We start from the raw sequence: 19,656 nt of genomic DNA on the forward strand, positions 1-19,656 counted from the left end.
ACTCAGGAAACGTGTGGTTTACCAACCCTGTAATGCCTGCGCTTTAGAAGACCCGGCAGGAATACCAGTCCGGCAGAAACCAACCCCAGCAGTACAAGTGCCATGCTCTGATCCAGTCCGGCAAACAGGATGGCTAAAAAGATGAGGAATACATTGACGATGTAAATGGTGAGCGTGGTCTGGCGCTGGGTCAGGCCGTTGGCAATCAGTCTGTGGTGGATATGGTTCTTATCTGCCGCAAATGGTGAAGTACCATTCATCGCACGGTAAATAAATATTCTTAACGTATCGAAGAGCGGATAGATCAGTACGGAAATCGCGAATACCGGTTTGGAGATTTGTACGAAGGTACCTTCCATTCCGCTGATATCGTACTCAATCAGTTTGATGGCAAGGATGGAGACGATCAGTCCGATTGTCAGTGACCCTGAGTCGCCCATGAAGATCTTGGCCGGATAGAAGTTGAAGATGAGGAATCCGAGGAGGGCACCACCCAGAGAAAAGGACAGGGCGGTCAACACAGGCTCTCCGACAAGGAAAAACCAAATTCCGAAGGAAAAACAAACGATAAAGCCAACACCAGCCGCAAGCCCATCCACTCCATCTATCAGGTTGAAGGCATTCACGATGACGATGTAAGTGAACAGCGATAAAAAAATACTGGCCCATTCGGGCAGGGTGTAAATGCCGAACAGGCCGTACATGCTGGTGAGTCGCACATTGGCCATCAGCACCAGAACCAGGCCCACGATCACGTGTGCAATCAATTTTTTCATGGGAGCGGTACCGATGATATCATCTTTAATCCCGATAAAAAACAACAGGATCACGGTGGCTACAGTATACTTAAGGTCATTGGTGGATTTCAGCAGATTCTGATAACTCTCAAGGCTGTCTGCCGGAAACCATAGCGCGAATGCAAACAAGGCGGCTGCAAAAATAATGATGCCCCCGATGGTGGGAATGCTGCTTTTGTGAAGTTTCCTGTCGTTGGGCTCATCGATCAGGTTCTTCATTTTTGCTACGGTAATAAGGGGAGGCGTAGCGAAGAGGACGACTACAAAGGAGGTGACGAAGCTGAGAATAACCGTTTCCATCATGCAATTCGTTGATTGCGCGGTAAAGTTAAATATTTTTTTGCCCGGCCACGGTGTTACGTAATATTACTGAATTGGGTTACATGCCCCATCGGTCAGAAATCATCATAGGTGTTATCCAGTCTGGTTTTCAGGCCAAAAAATAACATTGAGGTGGTCATCGACTTATCGTCGGTTATCGCCACCCTGGACATCCAACCAACAAACAAATTCATTTGATACGAAGGGTTGATCAGGTAATTCACCTGTAATCGGAAATTTGAAATTTTCACCTGTTGTCCCTGAAGCAGGGTGTTGCCAAATCCCAGCAGACCATATTGTGCATCATAATCGGACTTAAAGATGTCAGATCCGTAATGTTGCTGACTTGTGCTATCCCTTCCCGTCCGGGCGATCACCCACCGTGCGTTCAGCATCCAGTTATTTTTTCGATAATCGGCCAGAAATACCCATTCCCTGAAATTGGCGCCCAACGGATGAGCCAGCGGTTCGGCAAAATGGGTATAGCTTTGCAGCGGTGTTTTATGGGCGTAGGTATAGGGTCTCACCGCGTTCAGTTCTGCCTGAACATCCAGGTTGGCAATGCCGAACAGATCAAAACCATGAACGCCGAGCTGATAGCCCAGTTTATTCTGGATGAAGCCCTTCCGTTCCGTTGTGACCGTGGTATCCAGCGGAAGGTCATCCTTTCTTTTCAGGTTGATGTCATCCGCCACACCTTGCGCGTACACGATGACCTTATCGGTTGCTTTGAACTTCAGGTTGAGTCCGAGGATGGCATTGTCGGGAGAGCCCAGTGAAAACTCCACAGGTCTGTAAAAAATAACCGGGTTCAGGTAATTCAGATCAAAACCACGGCGTGAAGAGGAATCAGCGCTTTGCCAAAGTATGCCTTCAAAGAAACCAACCTGCAGACGTGGGGCTGCATTCCAGCTCAGGTAGTGAAAACTGGCAAATTTCTTTTTATATCCGCCTTCATAGGTATGTGGAGCGAAGGACCCCTGGGTGTCATCTATGTTCTGAAAGGATGTGAAAAGATTGGTATACTGAATTTTCCACACCTGTGTCGTTACCCTGAGGAAGGGGTAGTTGAACGAACCATCTGACAGCAGCAGGGAACGGTAACCATCCCCGATAAAATTCTTGCCGTGACCAAATCTGAAATGAAAATATTTGGAGGGCATATAAGACACATAACCTGAAGCCATGGCATAATCAAATCCTGAGCCTTTGAAGTCTTTGGTAGCGCCATGTCCCGGAACAACACCGGTAGACCGGATGTACGCTTCCATATAATCCGGAAATTTCGCCTGATTCTCTCTGAAGTCTGAATAGATAAACACCCGTTGGCCTATCCTGCCATGGATGGCGAAGCCTCTGGTATTGATATACAGTGAAGAATCTGTTTCCCGTTGGGACCCGATCTGCACATTCAGGATGGGATCGATGCTCAGGTAAAAGTCGGCGCTGTCAACTTCAATCAGGTGCTGGAACCTGGCTTTTCTTCCGAACCAGGACCGTTCATCCACACTTTTTTTCCTGGACCTGAAGGCATATGCTGCTGTTGCTATTGAATCCGTTTTAACAGCTCCTGCCAGGAATTCGGGAAGATAAGGCTTGAAACCCGTGTGAACATTCGCGCCAACACCGTGCATGTTCCGCTCCAGCGGAAGGTTATTAACCCTTCCGAGATAGTCGAAAGTGGTTTGTGCCAGTGTGGAAGAACCTGGCAAAACCAATGTGGCCAAAAGTATTTTTATGAATGTTGCCCGCAAGCGTTCAGGCGAGTACATTGTTTTCAAGGATGAGGCGGTAAACTTGTTCAATCCCTTCTCTCAATCCGATTTTATGATGCCAGCCGAAGCTGTGAATCTTCGAAACGTCCATCAATTTACGGGGCGTGCCATCAGGCTTGGAATCATCGTAACGAATTTCACCAGGGTATCCTACGATATCCTTGATGAGTGATGCCAGTTCACTGATGGAAATATCTTCACCCACACCCACATTTACCAGGCCCGGTTCGTCATAGTTCTCCATGAGATACAGACACGCTTCTGCCAGGTCATCCACATGCAGGAATTCCCTTTTGGGTTTTCCTGAACCCCAAACTTCAACGAATGGCGCGTTGGCTTCTTTGGCCTCATGAAATTTCCTGAGCAAAGCCGGAAGTACATGTGAATTCTGCAGGTCGTAATTGTCATTCGGACCATAGAGATTCGTAGGCATAGCGGAAATATAATTGCAGCCGTATTGCTTCCGGTAAGCGTCACACATCTTAATGCCTGCGATCTTGGCGATGGCATAGGCCTCATTGGTATACTCCAGGGGGCCTGTCAGCAGACAGTCTTCCGGCATTGGCTGAGGCGCCAGCTTAGGGTAGATACATGATGATCCCAGGAAGAGAAGTTTCTTCACATTGTGCAGATAACTCTCATGGATCACATTTGTTTGAATGAGGATATTATCCCTGATAAATTCACCGCTGTAAGTATCATTCGCATGAATACCACCCACTTTTGCGGCAGCAAGGATCACATAGTTGATCTTCTCGCCTGCGAAGAAATCATGTACTGCCTTTCCGTCTCTCAGGTCCAGTTCTTTGGAAGATTTCAGTGCCAGGTTCTCAAAACCGAGGCTTCTCAGTTTGCGAACGATGGCAGAACCAACCATTCCGTTATGGCCTGCCACATAAATGCGGCTTTCCTTATTCATAATAGTTCATGATCTTATGTCCGCCGTCAAGAAGATATTTATCCCGCTTGAAGAGCTCTACGTCGGCCTGTACCATTTCCTTCACCAGGGCATGGAAGGTGATCTTCGGTTTCCATCCCAGTTCCTTGATGGCACGGGAAGGGTCACCTAAAAGAAACTCTACTTCCGTGGGGCGGAAATACCGTGGGTCGATGCTGACACGCTCCTCACCAGTTTTGGCATCTACGCCCACCTCATCCACACCACTGCCTTTCCATTCAATATCAATGCCCACCTGTTTGAAGGCTTCTACGGTAAACTCGCGCACGGAGTGCACCTCACCTGTTGCCAGCACATAGTCATCGGGTTTATCCACCTGAAGCATCAGGTACATCCCTTCGACATAGTCACGTGCATGTCCCCAGTCGCGTTGTGAGTCGAGGTTTCCGAGGTACATTTTATCCTGTAGTCCCAGGGAGATCTTGGCTACAGCCCTGGTGATTTTGCGCGTTACGAAAGTTTCTCCGCGGATGGGGCTTTCATGGTTGAAGAGAATACCATTGCAGGCGAAAATGTCATAAGCTTCCCGGTAGTTCTTGGTGATCCAGAAAGCATACAGTTTGGATACCGCATACGGACTTCTGGGATAGAACGGGGTGGTTTCCTTCTGAGGGGTTTCCTGCACCTTACCGTAAAGTTCTGACGTGGAAGCCTGGTAGAATCTCACTTTCTTCTCCATTCCGAGGATACGAATGGCTTCCAGCAACCTCAGGGTACCCATGGCATCCGCATTGGCGGTGTATTCAGGTGTTTCAAATGAAACTTTCACATGCGACTGTGCTGCCAGGTTATAAATCTCGTCGGGCTGCACCTCCTGGATGATGCGGATCAGGTTGGTGGAGTCCGTCATATCTCCGAAGTGGAGAATAAAATTCACATTTCCCTCATGGGTATCGGTATACAGGTGATCTACCCTTTCGGTGTTAAACAGGGAGCTTCGTCTTTTAATACCGTGAACCTCGTATCCTTTTTTCAGAAGGAATTCTGCAAGGTAGGCTCCGTCCTGGCCGGTGATCCCGGTAATCAATGCTTTCTTTCTCATTCTTTAGCTTTTTGCTATTCTGGGTGCAAATCTACGAATTATGCGCGGTAAGGCCTTCAACAAGGAACCAATCATTTCTCAATATCTCCTTGTTATAGGTCATAGGTTGTTGTTCAGGCCAGCGAATCACGCGGCCTCCCATGGATTCCACGATGGCTTGTCCCGCAGCGGTATCCCACTCCATGGTAGGTGCAAAACGGGGATAGTATTCCGCCTTGCCCTCTGCCACCATGCATAGTTTAAGTGAGCTTCCTGCGGCAAGCACTTCCACCTCTCCGTGTTTTTTTCTCATGTCCTCCATGAATGCTTCGGTCTCGGGCGACATGTGTGACCTACTTCCGACGAGGGTCACCGGCCTGTCTCCTTTGGGAACGGGCAGCTTCACCCCCCTGGCTGCAATGGGCGTGAGCAGGTCATCGGTCAGGATATTCCCCAATACGGTTTTCAATCCTTCCAGTTTGATACTTCCGAGCCCGGCATGGCCTACGTAAAGCGTATCCGTCACCGGCACATAAATCACACCGGATACCGGTCGGTTGCCTTCCATCAGGGCAATGTTTACGGTAAACTCGCCATTGCGTTTGATAAATTCTTTGGTTCCATCCAGGGGGTCTACGAGCCAATACTTGTCCCAGCCGGACCTTTCTTTAAAGTCTACCTGGCTGCCTTCTTCACTCAGAATGGGCAATCCGCTATCAAGGAGGGTTGCTTCAATGACCTTGTTGGCGCGTTGGTCTGCCTCCGTAAGCGGACTGTTATCTTCTTTCATTTCAACGGCGATCGGACTTTGGTATACGTCCATGATCTCCCGGCCTGCCAATTCAGCGGCTGTGATGGCCAGGTGGGTGAGTTTGTTGATTTCGGTTTGGTCTGTCATTTAGATTGTGATACGATGGTTAATTCTGTGCAGGCTCAATTGGAGGTCATGGCAAATTGTTTCTTCAGTTTCATCTTATTCAATTCCATACGTCCATGCCAGGATCACGGCACACACCACGGCATAGATCAATGTCAATGGTGCGCCATACCTGAAAAAGTCCTTGAACGAATATCCCCCCGGACCATAAACCATGAGGTTCGTCTGGTAGCCGATCGGGGTGATGAAGCTTGCAGCTCCACCGAAGGCCACTACGAGAATAAAGGGTACAGGGTTCGCATGCATCTGCGCTGCCAGCGAAACGGAAACGGGAAACACCAGTGCCACCGCTGCCTTGGTGGTGATGAATCCTGCCAAAAGATTGGTGACCATAAATATGCCGAATATGATCAGGGTCCCTCCCAATGGATTCAACCACTGATACATCGTCTGTGAGAGATAACCCGCCGCACCTGAATTGATCATGGCTCTTCCGAAGGCAATGCCCAATGCGATCATGATGATGAGCTCAAAGTCGATGCTTTTGCGTATCTCCTGGTTAGGCACCACCTTGATTAATAAAGCCGTGGCCAGGACAAGGACCAGTCCGGTAAACAACGGCACCAGCTGTATGCTGCTCAGGATGATAGACAGGATAACGCCACCCAATACCAGCAATGATTTCCAGAGCGATACATTTTCATGTTCCTTCAACCGGTTGATCACATAGAAGACCGGAATGTTGGAAGTTCGTTGAAGGAAATCCTTTCCTCCCAATACAAGCAGGGCATCACCGGCTTTCATTTCGATGTCACCCACTTTGCCCGACAGTTTTTCACCGTTGCGGTGTACGGCCAAAATGGCGCCATCATACTTGCCACGGAAGTTGGATTCACGGATGGTCTTTCCGATGAGGTTGGAGTTGTGGCTGATCACCACTTCCACCACATTGGCGAGTTCTTCTTTAGGGATGTCACAAGCCTTGGGCAACGACAAGCCGAGTGACGGCTGTGTAAGTTCCTCAATGGCGGTCGTAGCGCCGGTGAAGATGAGCACATCTCCCGTCTCCAGGATCTCGCCGGGTGATACCGGAGCGATCGTCTTTTTCTGACGAACCACCTCGATCAGGTAAAGACCTCGAAGATTCCTGAGCCCCGCATCCTCTACGGAAACACCCACTAATCTTGATCCCTGCTGCACCTCGGCTTCCACAAAATATTCCCTGGAATTGGCAACAAAAGCATCCCTGGAATCCTTTCTGTCAGGCAACAAACGACCACCAACAAAAACAATATACAGGATGCCGATAACCAGCATCACCAAACCCACCGGCGCGAAATCGAAAATACCGAGTGACGGGTAGCCCGCTTCCACAGCCAGTCCGTTTACAATCAGATTGGTGGATGTACCGATAAGCGTCACACATCCACCCAGGATGGTGGCAAATGAAAGAGGCATCAATACTTTTGAAGGCGACACCCCGGTCTTCTTGCTCCAGCCATCAAGGAAAGGCATCATCATCGCTACCAGCGGGGTGTTGTTGAAGAAGGCGGATAACACGGACACATTAATGCTTAACCTGGCCAGAATCACACGAAGGTTTGATGATGCCCCGATCATCCGGGCCAGCAATGCCTCCACCGCCGATGCTTTTCTGATCATGTCGCTGATGATCAGCAATAATATGATCACCGCCAACTGTTCATTGGCAAAGCCATGCAATGCCTCCGCCGGTGATATGATGCCAAACACCACAAGTACAGCGCCAGTGACAAAGAACGCAACCGACGGCCGAAGCCATTCCCTATAGAGACAAAGCAATAGCCCTGTAACTATAACCAGCATCCATATTACTTTGATATCAGGCATTTATAGCGCGTTAAGGTATTTCGGGGCAAAATAGCTTCCTGATGTTAAAACGGCATTAAGTCCGGTTGCAAAGCTAAGGAATGGTTTGAAATGACCAGAGGGGGGTGGACAGGAGGCAGGAGGCAGTTGGCAGGAGGATGTGGGTTAACATGAAGAATGATGGTGATAAGTGGAATTTCATTGGTCAATAGACAATAGACATCAGACACTAGAAAATAGACATCGGACAATGGATAATAGACATCAGACAATAGACTTTAGACATCAGACTATTGGGGATGGTGAATGGATCATCGATGTTATGTAAGAGGCGTTGAAGGACGGCTTCGATATGGTGACGTGGAGGTTTGGGGATACACGAATCCCCGCCCCACGGTAAAGTTACCAAAGGCATTGAAGGTCGTAGAGATAAGTTGAAGTATGTTCTTACTTGGGTGATTCAGGGAAGATGATGGTACGAAAAACGGTTATGGGCTAAGCTACAGAATAGTACGACGAATGTACATAAGTCCCGGGAGTAGAACGATCCGGGAACCTTCGCCTAACACATCGGTGGTTTGGACAAACTATGAAACACGGGGTAATAGCTTAAGAGGTTGACATACCGCTGATATGTGTGTGGAGAAGAATTTATTTACATCACCACATCATCAAATCACTAAATCACCACATCACCAAATCATCACATCACCTCCTGCCTAATTCTTCATCAACCTGAAAGCATGCGACCATTTATTTTCCCTCATACCCGGGATACACCAAAGCATACACAGGGGTTCTATCGCCCGTGCTGCTTCCACGTTGCCCATATCTTCCACTTCCCAGCCGAATTCATGCAACAGGGAACTCACAACCGATTTTGCCTGCGCATCATCTCCGCAGATGAACATGGACGGTTTGCTTTCAAAGGCCGGATCAACCATAAAGGCATTGCCGACACAACTGAATGATTTTACAAAGTGAACATCGGGATAAGCATGCTGAATTTGTTCCATCAGGGATTCATCGAGGTTGGTAAAGAAGCGCAGTACGCCGTTCTCCGGGGGAGCTTCTGCGATCGGGTTGGTGGTATCGATGACCGTTTTTCCGCTAAGGTGTTGTTTGCCGGCCATGGCCAGTGCATCTTTGGCCACCCTTCCGCTAACGGCAAGAATCACGATGTCACCAAATGCGGCAGCTTCTTCGAATGAGCCGATTTTGGCTTCCGGATGTGTCGCATTCCATTCCGAAAGCTTTGATGTATCCCTGGTGCCGAGCATGACCTCGTATCCGTGTTTGAGGCAACCGGCACCCAGTGTTTTTGCAACAATTCCGGAGCCGATAATTCCGATTTTCTTTTTCATGACTGTTTGAATGATGAGATTCAAATCTATGCATTTTTCAATTGCATCGGAACCCCTCTCTGATCTCTTTCATGTTACATGAATGTATCCTTCCGGTTCGGTAAACAGATAAAAAATCAGGATTTTTTGTTTTGAGTTTAAGTGTCAGTTAATCAATGCTTAATAACTATGTGTCGGCTGTTTTTTGTGGATTTGATCCGGTGGTTTGATGCGTAAGGGTACCTGTATTTCCGGTTTCCCCTGTGTATAGACTTCCCGTTGTTTGCAAGTGTAGAGTAGCACTAAAAACTTCTGTATGAAAACACATAGGACCCCCGGCATTCTGCGGACCGCTATGCGTATGCTTGGCATCACCGCGTGTACCTTTTTAGCAGTGCAGTTAAATGCTGCCACAGATCGATACAGATTGATGTTAAGAGATGATCCCGCCACAACGATGGTGATCGGATGGGATCAGGTATCCGGATCTAACCCGATGGTTTATTATGGTCCTGTTGATCATGGGACAAACTGGTCGTCATATCCCAGCTCACAGGCGCCTGACAGGGTTATCAATTACCTGGGTATGAACAATCATTTTGTACGACTGACCGGCCTTACCCCCAATACCCCCTATTATTTTGTGATCAGGGACAGCAATGGCAACAGCCAGCGTTTCTGGTTTAAAACGGCACCCGCAGATAACGGTCAACGGCTGTCCCTGATCGCCGGAGGGGATTCAAGAAACAACCGCACACCCCGGCAGAATGCCAATCGGCTTGTAGCTAAGTTACGACCGCATGCGGTTTTCTTCGGTGGAGATATGACAGCCAACGGATCCAGTTCAGAATGGTTGGAGTGGATGAATGACTGGCAACTGACCATTGGTTCCGACGGGCGTATGATCCCGATCGTGGCGGCACGTGGCAACCATGAATCTTCCAATACCATCATTGTAAATCTGTTCGACGTTCCCGATCCTAATGTCTACTACGCACTGACCCTCGGGGGGAACCTGATCAGGTCTTATACCCTGAATACGGAGATTTCCATTTCGGGAAGCCAGACCAACTGGTTGTCGAACGATCTGGATGCGAATGCGGGCGTATTGTGGAAAATGGCCCAATACCATAAACCCATGCGCCCGCATGTGTCCAGTAAGTCGGAAGGGACAAGTCAGTATAGCAACTGGGCGCAGATGTTTTACGACAAAGGGGTGCGTGTGGTGGTAGAATGCGATGCACATACCGTTAAGACCACCTGGCCGGTGATGCCTTCCAACGGTTCCGGAAGTGATGAAGGGTTTGTTCGGGAAGATGATAAAGGCACCGTATATGTCGGAGAGGGTTGTTGGGGCGCACCGTTACGTAGCAACGACGATAACAAAACGTGGACCCGGGCAAGTGCTTCGTTCAATCAGTTCAAATGGATATTTGTGAACAAGGACACCATCGAAATTCGCACCATCAATGTAGACAATGCAACGCAGGTGGGAACGGTGAATGATAACAATATTTTTACCCCGCCATCCAATCTCAATATCTGGAATCCTTCTTCCGGTAGTGTGGTGTATATCACAAGAGGACAAGATCCCAACCAGGCGCCGTCTGTGAATGTGACCGGTCCGTCAAACGGTAATTTTTACGCTGCACCTCAAACCATCACCGTGACCGCAGATGCGGTAGATGCTGACGGTACCATCTCTCAGGTGGAGTTTTTTATAAACGGAAGTTCCATCGGTACGGATCAGACGGCGCCCTATTCGGTGTCATGGACCATTCCGGCAAACGGATCATACGTCATCCATGCAGTGGCTACGGATGATGACGGTGCCAAAACAACCTCGGATGTCGTGACCATCACCGTGGGTAGTTATTCGGATACCTATTGCGGAAGGATCAGCCGGTCCGAGGATGATGTGGAGGAAAGTGAAGCAGGGGCCATATACATGAACAGCTCGGACATTGAACTGGTATATGATGCATTTAATAACAACGGCAACCAGGTCATCGGCTTGTTTTTTCCTTCGGTGACCATCCCCAATGGAGCCGTGATCGACAAAGCATATATACAATTTCAGGTGGATGAGACCGGCACAGCAGCCTGTGACCTGGAGATCAGATGTGAGGCATCCGACAATGCCACGCCATTCTCCGGAGCATCCTACGAAGTGTCTTCTGCGGTAACAACCATGTCGGGTGTTAACTGGTCCGTGCCTGCCTGGACTATGGTCGGGGCAGTCGGCGCAGATCAGCGTACACCGGATCTGACCGCGATTGTTCAGGAGGTTGTCGACAGGAACGGCTGGCAGGCAAACAATGCCCTGAAGTTTATCATCACCGGAACCGGCGCACGTATTGCGGAAGCATATGATGGGGATACCGGTGCGGCAGCACAATTGTGCATTGACTACACTGTGAGTTTTCCAACTGCTGTGACGCCTAGGGGTACTACGCCGTTTTCTATACGGATCGCGCCCAATCCCATGGTTGGGGATTTGCAGGTTCTTCTGAATGGACAACGGGCAGGAGCGGAGTCCTGTCGTGTAACGGTCTATGATCTTACCGGAAGAAAATACATACAAAAAACAATCACATTGTCCGCAGGCAGGAATTCATTTTGGCTGGACACGTCTGATCTGACCTCAGGTTATTACGTGGTAAACGTTATGGTAGGCGACCAAAGCGTTACAGAACGATTTGTGAAACAGTAAAGATAGTGTCGGTAACTGTGTCCTGAGAGATACGGTTGTCATGGAGCGGATCACCTATATGCATGAAGGTGATCCGCTTTTTTATGCGGGCTATTCATGATAGATAATGTTTGGGCGTTCAAGGTAATCCCGTCGCACGATCTCACCGAAGGGTTTGTTTTCCAGTTTGCTGTCGATCCATGCGATGAAATCAAAATACTCCAAAGCCTTTCGTTCGTAGGGATCTTCCCGAAGTGTAATGATCTCATGGCGGGTTTCACGGAAGGCCTCGATAAGCTGTGTTTTGTTGGTGATGTGCGGTGCCTTCTTTTGGATGAAATCGATGATGATACGTTCAAGCTGATAAGCTCTTTCGCGTTTTTGAAGAAACAGGTAGGTGGATCGCACCGCATAGTCCAGCAAACCGTCATTCCCTAATTCATAATGTAGAATCAGGTTAACGATCCTGGAAAAGCACATCAGGTCCTGGCGCAATTCCCACACCTTTTCATTCAGGATCTTGTTTAACCAGTACAGGGCATTCTTATAATCTCCCACCCCGAAATAAACATAAAAGAGATTATAGTAAAAGCTCATGGTGCGCAGGGGAGTGATACCCGAACCGTAACTTGTTAGTCCGGCCTTGATCGCCGGCGCATATTTTACGCCTTCGTCAAATGCACCGGTATTCATCGAAAGGATCAGGGCATTGTTATAGTATCGGTAAAAGCGCCGGGCTTCTTCCATGGAGGAGGTTACCGGAGCGTTTTTCAGCTTGTGAAGATTTTTACGGTATTCGTCATATTTGCGAACGGCAAGCATGGCCGGACAACTATTGCTGATCAGGGAGGTATAGCTTTGGGGGCTGCGCTCTATCAATGCGGGGTTTTGTTCAAAAATGTCCAGCATTTTCCGACTGCTTTCATAGGCTTTCTCCCAGTCACTGGTCATCAGGTAAAGCAGGTTCAGACTGTTATAGTATTGCTGCCGTGCCCAGTTGGATAAGGGTCCGTCTTCATTAGATAGCTCTTCTGAGTTCAGACTGTCAAATACCCATTTTGACGAAGCCATGGATCGGATCTTTTCACCTTCTTTTTTCGCTTTTACCAATATCTTCATGAGGATACCACCATACGTTTGCTGATTCATGAAGCGCTGGTTATTCAGGTCGATTTGTTGCAGGATATCCTCAAGCTTGTTTTCCACTCCTTTATCTACGGCGTAGCGTTCAATGATCATTCTTCTTTTGAATGATAATGCCTTGGAGGCATAGTCGAAGTATTCGTACTTCACCGCTGTTTTGATCACCTGCTCCAACACCTTATCGCAATTTTTATAGAGGGATTTTTTGTAAAGAATTTCAGCGTGATGAAGACTGCGGTTGAGTTGGGCCTCTACAGATCCGTGGGCATGGTAGGCACTCAACGCTTCCAGGATCATATTGTACAGGTAGTTTTTGCGAACCGAGAGATGCTTGATAAAGGGTTCGTTGCGCAGTTTCTTTACCAGTGCTTTTTCGTCATAGGTGTCACGTGAAGCGATGGCATCAAACAGCACCACGTAGGCGTTCTTTTCACCAATGACATGCTTTGAAGCGAATATTTTAAAATACCGCTTCTCCGATTTACTCATGGATTGGATGAGTTGGAAAAGATCATCCGATGATTTCATGGACGGAATATTTACTGGATGGAATCGTAAGTAAACGGCAGATGCAAATCGTACTCAAGATACCAAATAATAGCCAATGGTCCCCGTTGTTTATGAAATAATAACTGTTGGGTGTCCATAACAATTCGCGGTCGGACACGTAAGATGTAAGCCTTCGGGTAACGTGGAGGAATTCGTTGGGTTCAGTTTCCTAAAATCTCCCATACCTTTGCTTACTTAACCATCTCGGATGATCAGGATCGTAGCATTCACGTTTTTATATTGTATGGTGATCTGCGCACATGCGGCGGAACGTTATACCATCAGTGGTTACATTACCGACAAAGGCAGCGGTGAGACACTGATCGGGGCGGCGATCCTGGTGGAGGGTACTTCAACGGGAACAGTTACCAACAACTATGGATACTATGCCATGAGCCTGCCGGAAGGGCGTTATGTGCTTTCCTTCCGCTACATCGGATATCAACCCATGATCAGTGATACGTTTTCGCTGAACGCTGATACCGCCATCAATGTGGTGTTGCGTCCGGTCGCTGTGGATCTCGATGGTGTTGTCATAGAGGCGGAGCGTCCGACCAGGGTAACCGACCGGGATGTTACTTCTTCGCTCAGTAAGTTTAAGATTGAAGTAAAGGATATGGCGGGCATTCCTTCCGTGGGAGGAGAGGTGGATGTGTTCAAGGTGGTTCAGCTCATGCCCGGGGTGAAGAAGGGCATCGAGGGAAGTGCGGGCATGTTTGTCAGGGGAGGAGATGGTGACCAGAACCTGATCCTGCTGGATGAAGCCACCGTCTATAACGCGGCCCACCTATTCGGTTTTTTCTCAGTCTTCAACCCCGATGCATTGAACGATGTGACGCTGGTGAAGGCGGGATTTCCTGCAAGCTACGGTGGGCGGCTTTCATCTGTCATGGATATCCGAATGAAGGAGGGACGCATGGACCGATTCTCTGCAGAAGGTGGCGTGGGTTTGCTGTCATCAAAAATCACATTGCAGGGACCAATCAAAAAAGACACTTCCTCTTTTATGATCTCCGGTCGCAGGACCTACATCGATCAGGTGGTCCGGATCGTTGAAAAGGGAGATCCGTTGCCTTATTATTTTTACGACCTGAATGCGAAGGTCAACTACCGTTTTACCGACAAAGACCGTATTTTTCTGAGTACTTACCTTGGCGATGATGTGTTGCGTTTTAAAGCGGATGTGGAAGAGTCGCTTTTTAATTTCCGGTTCCTGTTAGGAAATTTTACGGCCACCGCCCGTTGGAATCACGTCTATGGCAAACGCCTTTTTTCCAATGTATCTCTGATCCATACCCGGTTCAGGTACGATGTGTCCGGTGCTTTTGCGGAAAACTCCATCCTGATCGGTTCCAGTATTCAGGATTATCAGATGAAGGCCGACTTCGATTATTTTCAGAGTCCGCGCAGCCATGTGCGTTTCGGAGCCACTTCTTACAAGCATCACTTCAGGCCGAATGTGGTTAGTACGTCGGGTGATTTGTCTGCCAGCTATGCCTCAAGGGAAGGTGACCTGGTCACGACAAATGAAATCGCCTTCTATATGATGAACGACCGGAAGATTGGCAACCGCATGACGGTGACGGGAGGTTTGAGGTATTCAGCTGCGCTTACCCAAAAGACGGTATACAGCAATGCGGAACCTCGTTTCTCCACATCATTGAGGTTGGGTGCGCAGGGTTATCTTAAAGCAAGCTATTCCAGGATGGCGCAGTACATGCACCTCGTATCCAGTTCATCAATTGCCCTTCCCACGGATCTTTGGTATCCGGTTACAAAGCGGGTGCAGCCGCAGCAGGCAGACCATTACGCGATAGGATTTGAAAACACTTTCGAGAAAAGCGGTTTGTTGCTGGGTTTGGAAACGTACTATAAAGAGATGCATAGCATTGTCGAGTACCGGGAAGGTGCCCAGCTTATTCTGAACGACAACTATGAAGATGAACTGATCAAAGGGACGGGAACGGCCTATGGCGTGGAATTCATAGCAAAGAGAAGCAAAGGGCGCGTCACCGGTTGGGTGGGTTACACCCTCTCCTGGTCCAAACGTCAGTTTGATGAGCTTAACCATGGGGAGCCGTTCTTTGCCAGGTATGACCGCAGGCATGACTTGTCTGTTGTAACCAACTTACGGATTTCAGAGCGCCTGCGTTTTGCTGTGGTATGGACGTATGCATCCGGCGCGTGGTTTACGCCGTTGACCGGTCAGTTCTTTATGCCGAACTCATCGCTGTCCGGTGTAGATATCCTGCCCATTTATTCAGGGAAGAATTCTGTTCGCTTTCCCAATGCACACCGCCTGGATGCCAACCTGATGTGGAGCAGCAAACCGGATAAACGTTTCCACAGCGAATGGCATTTCGGAGCTTATAACATATACAACCGGACGCAGCCGTTTCTGACGGAAGTGGTCACCGGTGAAGATGGAACGGTCAAGTATGTTGCACGCGGATTGTTCGGTTTTATACCGTCTGTCGCTTATAATTTCAAGTTTTAGATGATGAGAAGCGTGCACAAATATTTATATATCGCCATGATCTTGCTTTCGGGTTGCAGGCCCGAGCCATTGGAGATTTTGTTGGATCAGCATGAACCAAGGCCTGTGGTTGCTTCACATATCATACCTGAAAAGGAACTGGCGGTTGGCCTGACACGAAGTTTCAGTCCGCTTAGTAAACCGCTTGAGGGGGATGAAGTACGCCCCGATTTTCTGGATGAGATCCTTATTCGGGATGCTGTTGTGACCGTTAGTTATCTGGGGCAAACCGATACCCTCCGGATGGTCAGTCCGGGGGTTTATGTGAGCGATCTCACCCTGGTCTATGATCACGGCGATTACCAGCTGAATGTATATGATCCATCCACCGGCGATAGGGTTTCTGCCTTGTCCACCATGTTGCCCAAAGTAGAGTTTGATACGGTATATCCTGTGATACAACGCCTGCCCGGTGACACAACGATTCATGTGAGCTACACCATTTCCGATGACCCGTCTACCGATAACTGGTACGTGATCGCATACTATAACAAGACGGATGCGAATGCCGCACCGAACCTGGATTTGAGTGATTACTTCACCAGGGGGTCTAACCAACTCCGGGATGTGGATTTATTGTCTGATAAACTTTTTGAGAACGGCAAATACGAAGCGACGGTACAGCTGGAGAACATCGGTTTGCAGGATACCATCGCGGTGGTGCTTTCCAATATCAGTGAAGGTTATTTTAGTTTTTTACACGCGTACAAGAAGTCCGGAAATATTCTCAATCAGATCACCGGGGAGCCCATCAACTATCCGACAAATGTGGTGGGAGGTTATGGCTATTTCAATACCCACAATCCGGACGCCCGCATATTTGATTTGAACGGGTACTAAAACAAGGCCTTACTCGGAAATGCGTCCGCTTTCATTTTCACTTTTATTCAGAAACTCCTCTGTGCGTTTGGCGGCGATGTTGTTGAGAAACCGTCCGTCGGTTTTGGTGAGGGCGCTTTCCAGGGTGTTTTGAGCGCACAGGAACACATAGGGGCGACCGGTTGCTGGTTCGGTATTGCCAAATGACATCGTAAGCGTTGCTTGCTCCGCGTTGTTCTTTGTTTTAAAATCCCAGGTTTGAATGGATATTTCACTTCCTCCGAATTTCCAGGTGCCTTCATTGGAAGCGGCGGGTATGACAATATCTTGCTGGTCTTCGGATGAAACGTTTCCTGAAACGGCTTTGACATTAGCGACCACCAGTTTATATTCCTTATCCGCGGTGATCGAATGATTCAGCGTGACCGAACCGTTGCTTACCCCATCTGCATGATAAGCTATCACCGTCCAACCCTGGCTTTGCTCGAACTTTCCTATAAAATCGTTAACGGCATCTTCGGCCAACTGTTCGTTCGAAGTGATCATTTCAGGCAAAAGCATGGGTGAAATTTCATCCGGAACGGAATCGGTCTCAGGGATCATATAAAACACCAGGGTGATCACCTCTCTCATATACTTTGAGTCGAGTAGGGTTTCAATGGCATATGTGCCTGTCTTTTCGAAGTGGTATTCGTTTCCTTCGAAGTACACGCCGAGTCCTTCGTGACTGGTCAGTGGCTTTGACATCTTTACTTCCGATCCGTTTAGGAGGATGACTTCATGTAACGGTGAATCCTTGTCTTCATATTTCCGAAAGACCGCCGTGAAGTAGTCTCCGGGCCTGGTGACCTCAAAGTTCTTCGTGATGTTTTTTCCATTATAGGAGAAGTCCTGACTAACTGCTACGCAGCGGAACTTTTTGGAACTTTCCTTCTCCCAGATAAATCCATTGGCCATGTCTTTGAGGGAAGGGGACTGTGCATGAACGGCCGCTGTCAGAAGCAGGCCGGTAATAAAAAGCAAACCACGGAGTTTCATAGCAATCAATTTTGCCGCGAAAGTAAGGCATTGCCTGGCGCTGATTGTATACCGGGGGGGTAGATTTAACGATTTGCTAATCTTTCACGTTAGTCACCGTTGGATTGTTTCATGAGTCGAAACATCTGTAATCCCAATTCCAGTTCAATATATTCTCCGGCGTGATTTTCCCGGAGTGGTGCTCCTGTCAGGGTTAGCAAATATGGATGTATGTGATCTGCATCCAGACTGAGATGGCCAAGTCTGCTAAAATACGCTACCGTGCTCCAGTTGGTACTTATATCTGATGTTGTACCAATGATGGTGCCTGGCGGAATTTCTGTGATGATCTTATGAATGTCTTCCAATTTTTGTTTGTCGCGGGAGTATCTGCCTATGTTGTAAAAGGAAGTGAGGATAACCGCTAACCATAATACTAAGGCGGCAGATCGTATACGTTTTTGAATCAGAGGTCGGAGTTGATTTACCGGGCCAGCGATAACCGGTGCTATGATTGTACAGACAGCCAGGATGTAAAACGGGATGGAAGGACCAAGATAAAATGTACGTTGTTTAAGACTGATCATTAAAGGGAGGGAGGCAGCCATACCGATAAATAAAAAGAACAGGCCCTTTCTTGTGATTGAAGTCTGAAAGTGACTTTTTAAGGGACGACGAAATGGCAGGATAACGAGTAGCAAAGTAAGGGGAAGTGTCAACTCCATAAGTAGAGATCCAATAATCTGAAGCCGATGATCGGTGGTGATTTCCCGTTCATTTTTTAGTGCAGGGATCACATGTGTGTGGAAGTATGCTTCCAGGTGATCTATGCCGGATGAAAAGATAAGCAGGATAAGGCTGAATATACAGAGTGGAATGATTGCCGCAATGATCATAAAACGCGCCGCCTTTTTCCATTTGTGCTGGCGGAAACATAACACAAGCAGTGCTGGGGTTATCAGCGGAAAAAGCCCTGCAAATCCTTTTGTAAAGAATGCCATCACTACACACAGACTTGCGGGTATCAACAAAAGTAATTTGTCTTTGAGATAGGCATTCGCATATAAAAAGGCGGAAAAAATGGTGAATACCCCCATGGTGTTTTCCAACAAGTTGTTCTGATGAGACCAGAATACCAATGGGGTGAGAATCCATAGGCATATCGGGAGCCAGTACATCAAACGAATATTTCCGTCTTCATTTTCAGTGAACAGTTTCCAGCAGCACGTAATCCCGTATGCACTAAGTACAGCTGTGAGAAGTGAGTAAAACCGCTCAACGTAAATACTTTCACCGATCACTTTAAAGAACAAGGCCTGAATGCCTAGTGCCAGTGAAGGTTGTTCATGAAAATCAGGGTAAAGGGTTTGTGTATAGTGCGGATGCCAGAAAGAACCAAAACCCCGGGCCATGTTATTTGCTATGGCGCTGTAGGTGATACCATCAAGGAACATTCCATCCATCACCAGAAACGGCAGAAGCAGTCCTGCGAATATGGCGGTTGTAAGCAGGAATATTGAGTGGTTGACCGTCTTGGATCTTATCTCCATATCATTGCACATGTTGCTAAGATCGGATTCTTTGAAGACAAAAAAAGGAGGGGCTCACTGTGAACCCCTCCTTTTCTTTTTGTTTAACGAAATCCCAACTACTCCTTGATCACCTTTTCCGTATATACCTGATCGGGTGAGGTGATCTTCACCATATAAATGCCTTTGGGCTGATCGCTGAGGTTGAGCTCAGCATTGTTGAAGGTTTCATATGATTTCTCAAATACCATCTTACCGGTCATGTCGAAGACCTGAAGGGTAGCGTTGTTCAGTTCGCTGCCGGTAGCGATCATCACCGAATGGCTGGTCGGGTTCGGGAAGATATTGATGCCGGTATTGGCAGATATCTCTTCAGTGATATCATCCGAGGTTTTACCAGGGCCAACGCCACCGGTTCCGCCTCCGCCGCA

Annotated in this window: 14 protein-coding genes; 3 read left to right on the plus strand and 11 right to left on the minus strand. The window is 48.1% G+C overall.

Annotated features, from left to right (window positions below; genetic code table 11):
* Window positions 1-2: 2 nt before the first annotated feature.
* The 7 genes from KDD36_00650 to KDD36_00680 form a co-directional block, all read right to left on the minus strand.
* Window positions 3-1,100 (minus strand): undecaprenyl/decaprenyl-phosphate alpha-N-acetylglucosaminyl 1-phosphate transferase, encoded by a 1,098-nt coding sequence (locus KDD36_00650; GenBank protein MCB0395127.1) that lies wholly within the window; start codon window positions 1,098-1,100, stop codon window positions 3-5.
* A gap of 92 nt (window positions 1,101-1,192) precedes the next feature.
* Window positions 1,193-2,845 carry a hypothetical protein gene (locus tag KDD36_00655; protein ID MCB0395128.1) on the minus strand — a complete coding sequence of 551 codons (1,653 nt, stop codon included), beginning with the start codon at window positions 2,843-2,845 and terminating at the stop codon, window positions 1,193-1,195.
* A gap of 31 nt (window positions 2,846-2,876) precedes the next feature.
* A complete protein-coding gene (locus KDD36_00660) occupies window positions 2,877-3,812 on the minus strand; it encodes a GDP-L-fucose synthase (GenBank protein MCB0395129.1) in 936 nt (311 codons plus the stop codon).
* Complete coding sequence (gmd, locus tag KDD36_00665) at window positions 3,805-4,893, minus strand: GDP-mannose 4,6-dehydratase (GenBank protein MCB0395130.1); 1,089 nt, start codon at window positions 4,891-4,893, stop codon at window positions 3,805-3,807. Before gmd ends, KDD36_00660 begins: the two co-directional genes overlap by 8 nt.
* Before the next feature lie 31 nt (window positions 4,894-4,924).
* Window positions 4,925-5,770: a 3'(2'),5'-bisphosphate nucleotidase CysQ gene (gene cysQ / locus KDD36_00670; GenBank protein MCB0395131.1), complete on the minus strand. Its 846-nt coding sequence runs from the start codon at window positions 5,768-5,770 to the stop codon at window positions 4,925-4,927.
* A gap of 75 nt (window positions 5,771-5,845) precedes the next feature.
* Window positions 5,846-7,618: an SLC13 family permease gene (locus KDD36_00675; GenBank protein MCB0395132.1), complete on the minus strand. Its 1,773-nt coding sequence runs from the start codon at window positions 7,616-7,618 to the stop codon at window positions 5,846-5,848.
* Window positions 7,619-8,316: 698 nt separating this feature from the next.
* Window positions 8,317-8,961, minus strand: a complete 645-nt coding sequence (locus KDD36_00680; GenBank protein MCB0395133.1) for an NAD(P)-binding domain-containing protein — start codon at window positions 8,959-8,961, stop codon at window positions 8,317-8,319.
* 295 nt (window positions 8,962-9,256) lie between these two features.
* Between KDD36_00680 and KDD36_00685 the strand changes: the two genes are divergently transcribed.
* Window positions 9,257-11,653, plus strand: coding sequence for a fibronectin type III domain-containing protein (locus KDD36_00685; GenBank protein ID MCB0395134.1), 2,397 nt, complete (start codon window positions 9,257-9,259; stop codon window positions 11,651-11,653).
* A 90-nt stretch (window positions 11,654-11,743) separates the two neighbouring features.
* Here the strand turns inward: KDD36_00685 and KDD36_00690 are convergent, their stop codons facing one another.
* Entirely contained in the window at window positions 11,744-13,303 is a 1,560-nt protein-coding gene (locus tag KDD36_00690) for a hypothetical protein (protein ID MCB0395135.1), read from the minus strand.
* A 229-nt stretch (window positions 13,304-13,532) separates the two neighbouring features.
* On the opposite strand from KDD36_00690, the gene KDD36_00695 reads away from it, so the two are divergent.
* Both KDD36_00695 and KDD36_00700 read left to right on the plus strand, forming a co-directional pair.
* Window positions 13,533-15,821, plus strand: coding sequence for a TonB-dependent receptor (locus KDD36_00695; protein MCB0395136.1), 2,289 nt, complete (start codon window positions 13,533-13,535; stop codon window positions 15,819-15,821).
* A complete protein-coding gene (locus tag KDD36_00700) occupies window positions 15,822-16,700 on the plus strand; it encodes a DUF4249 family protein (GenBank protein ID MCB0395137.1) in 879 nt (292 codons plus the stop codon).
* 9 nt (window positions 16,701-16,709) lie between these two features.
* Here KDD36_00700 and KDD36_00705 read toward each other — a convergent pair whose 3' ends face one another.
* From KDD36_00705 to KDD36_00715, 3 genes are all read right to left on the minus strand, one after another.
* Window positions 16,710-17,717 (minus strand): hypothetical protein, encoded by a 1,008-nt coding sequence (locus tag KDD36_00705; protein ID MCB0395138.1) that lies wholly within the window; start codon window positions 17,715-17,717, stop codon window positions 16,710-16,712.
* Window positions 17,718-17,806: 89 nt separating this feature from the next.
* Window positions 17,807-19,246 (minus strand): glycosyltransferase family 39 protein, encoded by a 1,440-nt coding sequence (locus KDD36_00710; protein ID MCB0395139.1) that lies wholly within the window; start codon window positions 19,244-19,246, stop codon window positions 17,807-17,809.
* Between the two features lie 98 nt (window positions 19,247-19,344).
* Window positions 19,345-19,656 (minus strand): T9SS type A sorting domain-containing protein (locus KDD36_00715; GenBank protein MCB0395140.1); only part of this gene is annotated, 312 nt, incomplete at its 5' end.

It is taken from the genome of Flavobacteriales bacterium (genome assembly GCA_020435415.1).
Classification (GTDB): Bacteria; Bacteroidota; Bacteroidia; order JACJYZ01; family JACJYZ01; genus JACJYZ01.

Bases quoted from the DNA above. Each gene is read 5' to 3' on its own strand.
- KDD36_00675 (MCB0395132.1), bottom strand. From the start codon at position 7,618: ATGCCTGATATCAAAGTAATATGGATGCTGGTTATAGTTACAGGGCTA.
- gmd (MCB0395130.1), bottom strand. From the start codon at position 4,893: ATGAGAAAGAAAGCATTGATTACCGGGATCACCGGCCAGGACGGAGCC.
- cysQ (MCB0395131.1), bottom strand. From the start codon at position 5,770: ATGACAGACCAAACCGAAATCAACAAACTCACCCACCTGGCCATCACA.
- KDD36_00685 (MCB0395134.1), top strand. From the start codon at position 9,257: ATGAAAACACATAGGACCCCCGGCATTCTGCGGACCGCTATGCGTATG.
- KDD36_00700 (MCB0395137.1), top strand. From the start codon at position 15,822: ATGATGAGAAGCGTGCACAAATATTTATATATCGCCATGATCTTGCTT.
- KDD36_00650 (MCB0395127.1), bottom strand. From the start codon at position 1,100: ATGATGGAAACGGTTATTCTCAGCTTCGTCACCTCCTTTGTAGTCGTC.
- KDD36_00690 (MCB0395135.1), bottom strand. From the start codon at position 13,303: ATGAAATCATCGGATGATCTTTTCCAACTCATCCAATCCATGAGTAAA.
- KDD36_00660 (MCB0395129.1), bottom strand. From the start codon at position 3,812: ATGAATAAGGAAAGCCGCATTTATGTGGCAGGCCATAACGGAATGGTT.
- KDD36_00695 (MCB0395136.1), top strand. From the start codon at position 13,533: ATGATCAGGATCGTAGCATTCACGTTTTTATATTGTATGGTGATCTGC.
- KDD36_00710 (MCB0395139.1), bottom strand. From the start codon at position 19,246: ATGGAGATAAGATCCAAGACGGTCAACCACTCAATATTCCTGCTTACA.
- KDD36_00705 (MCB0395138.1), bottom strand. From the start codon at position 17,717: ATGAAACTCCGTGGTTTGCTTTTTATTACCGGCCTGCTTCTGACAGCG.
- KDD36_00680 (MCB0395133.1), bottom strand. From the start codon at position 8,961: ATGAAAAAGAAAATCGGAATTATCGGCTCCGGAATTGTTGCAAAAACA.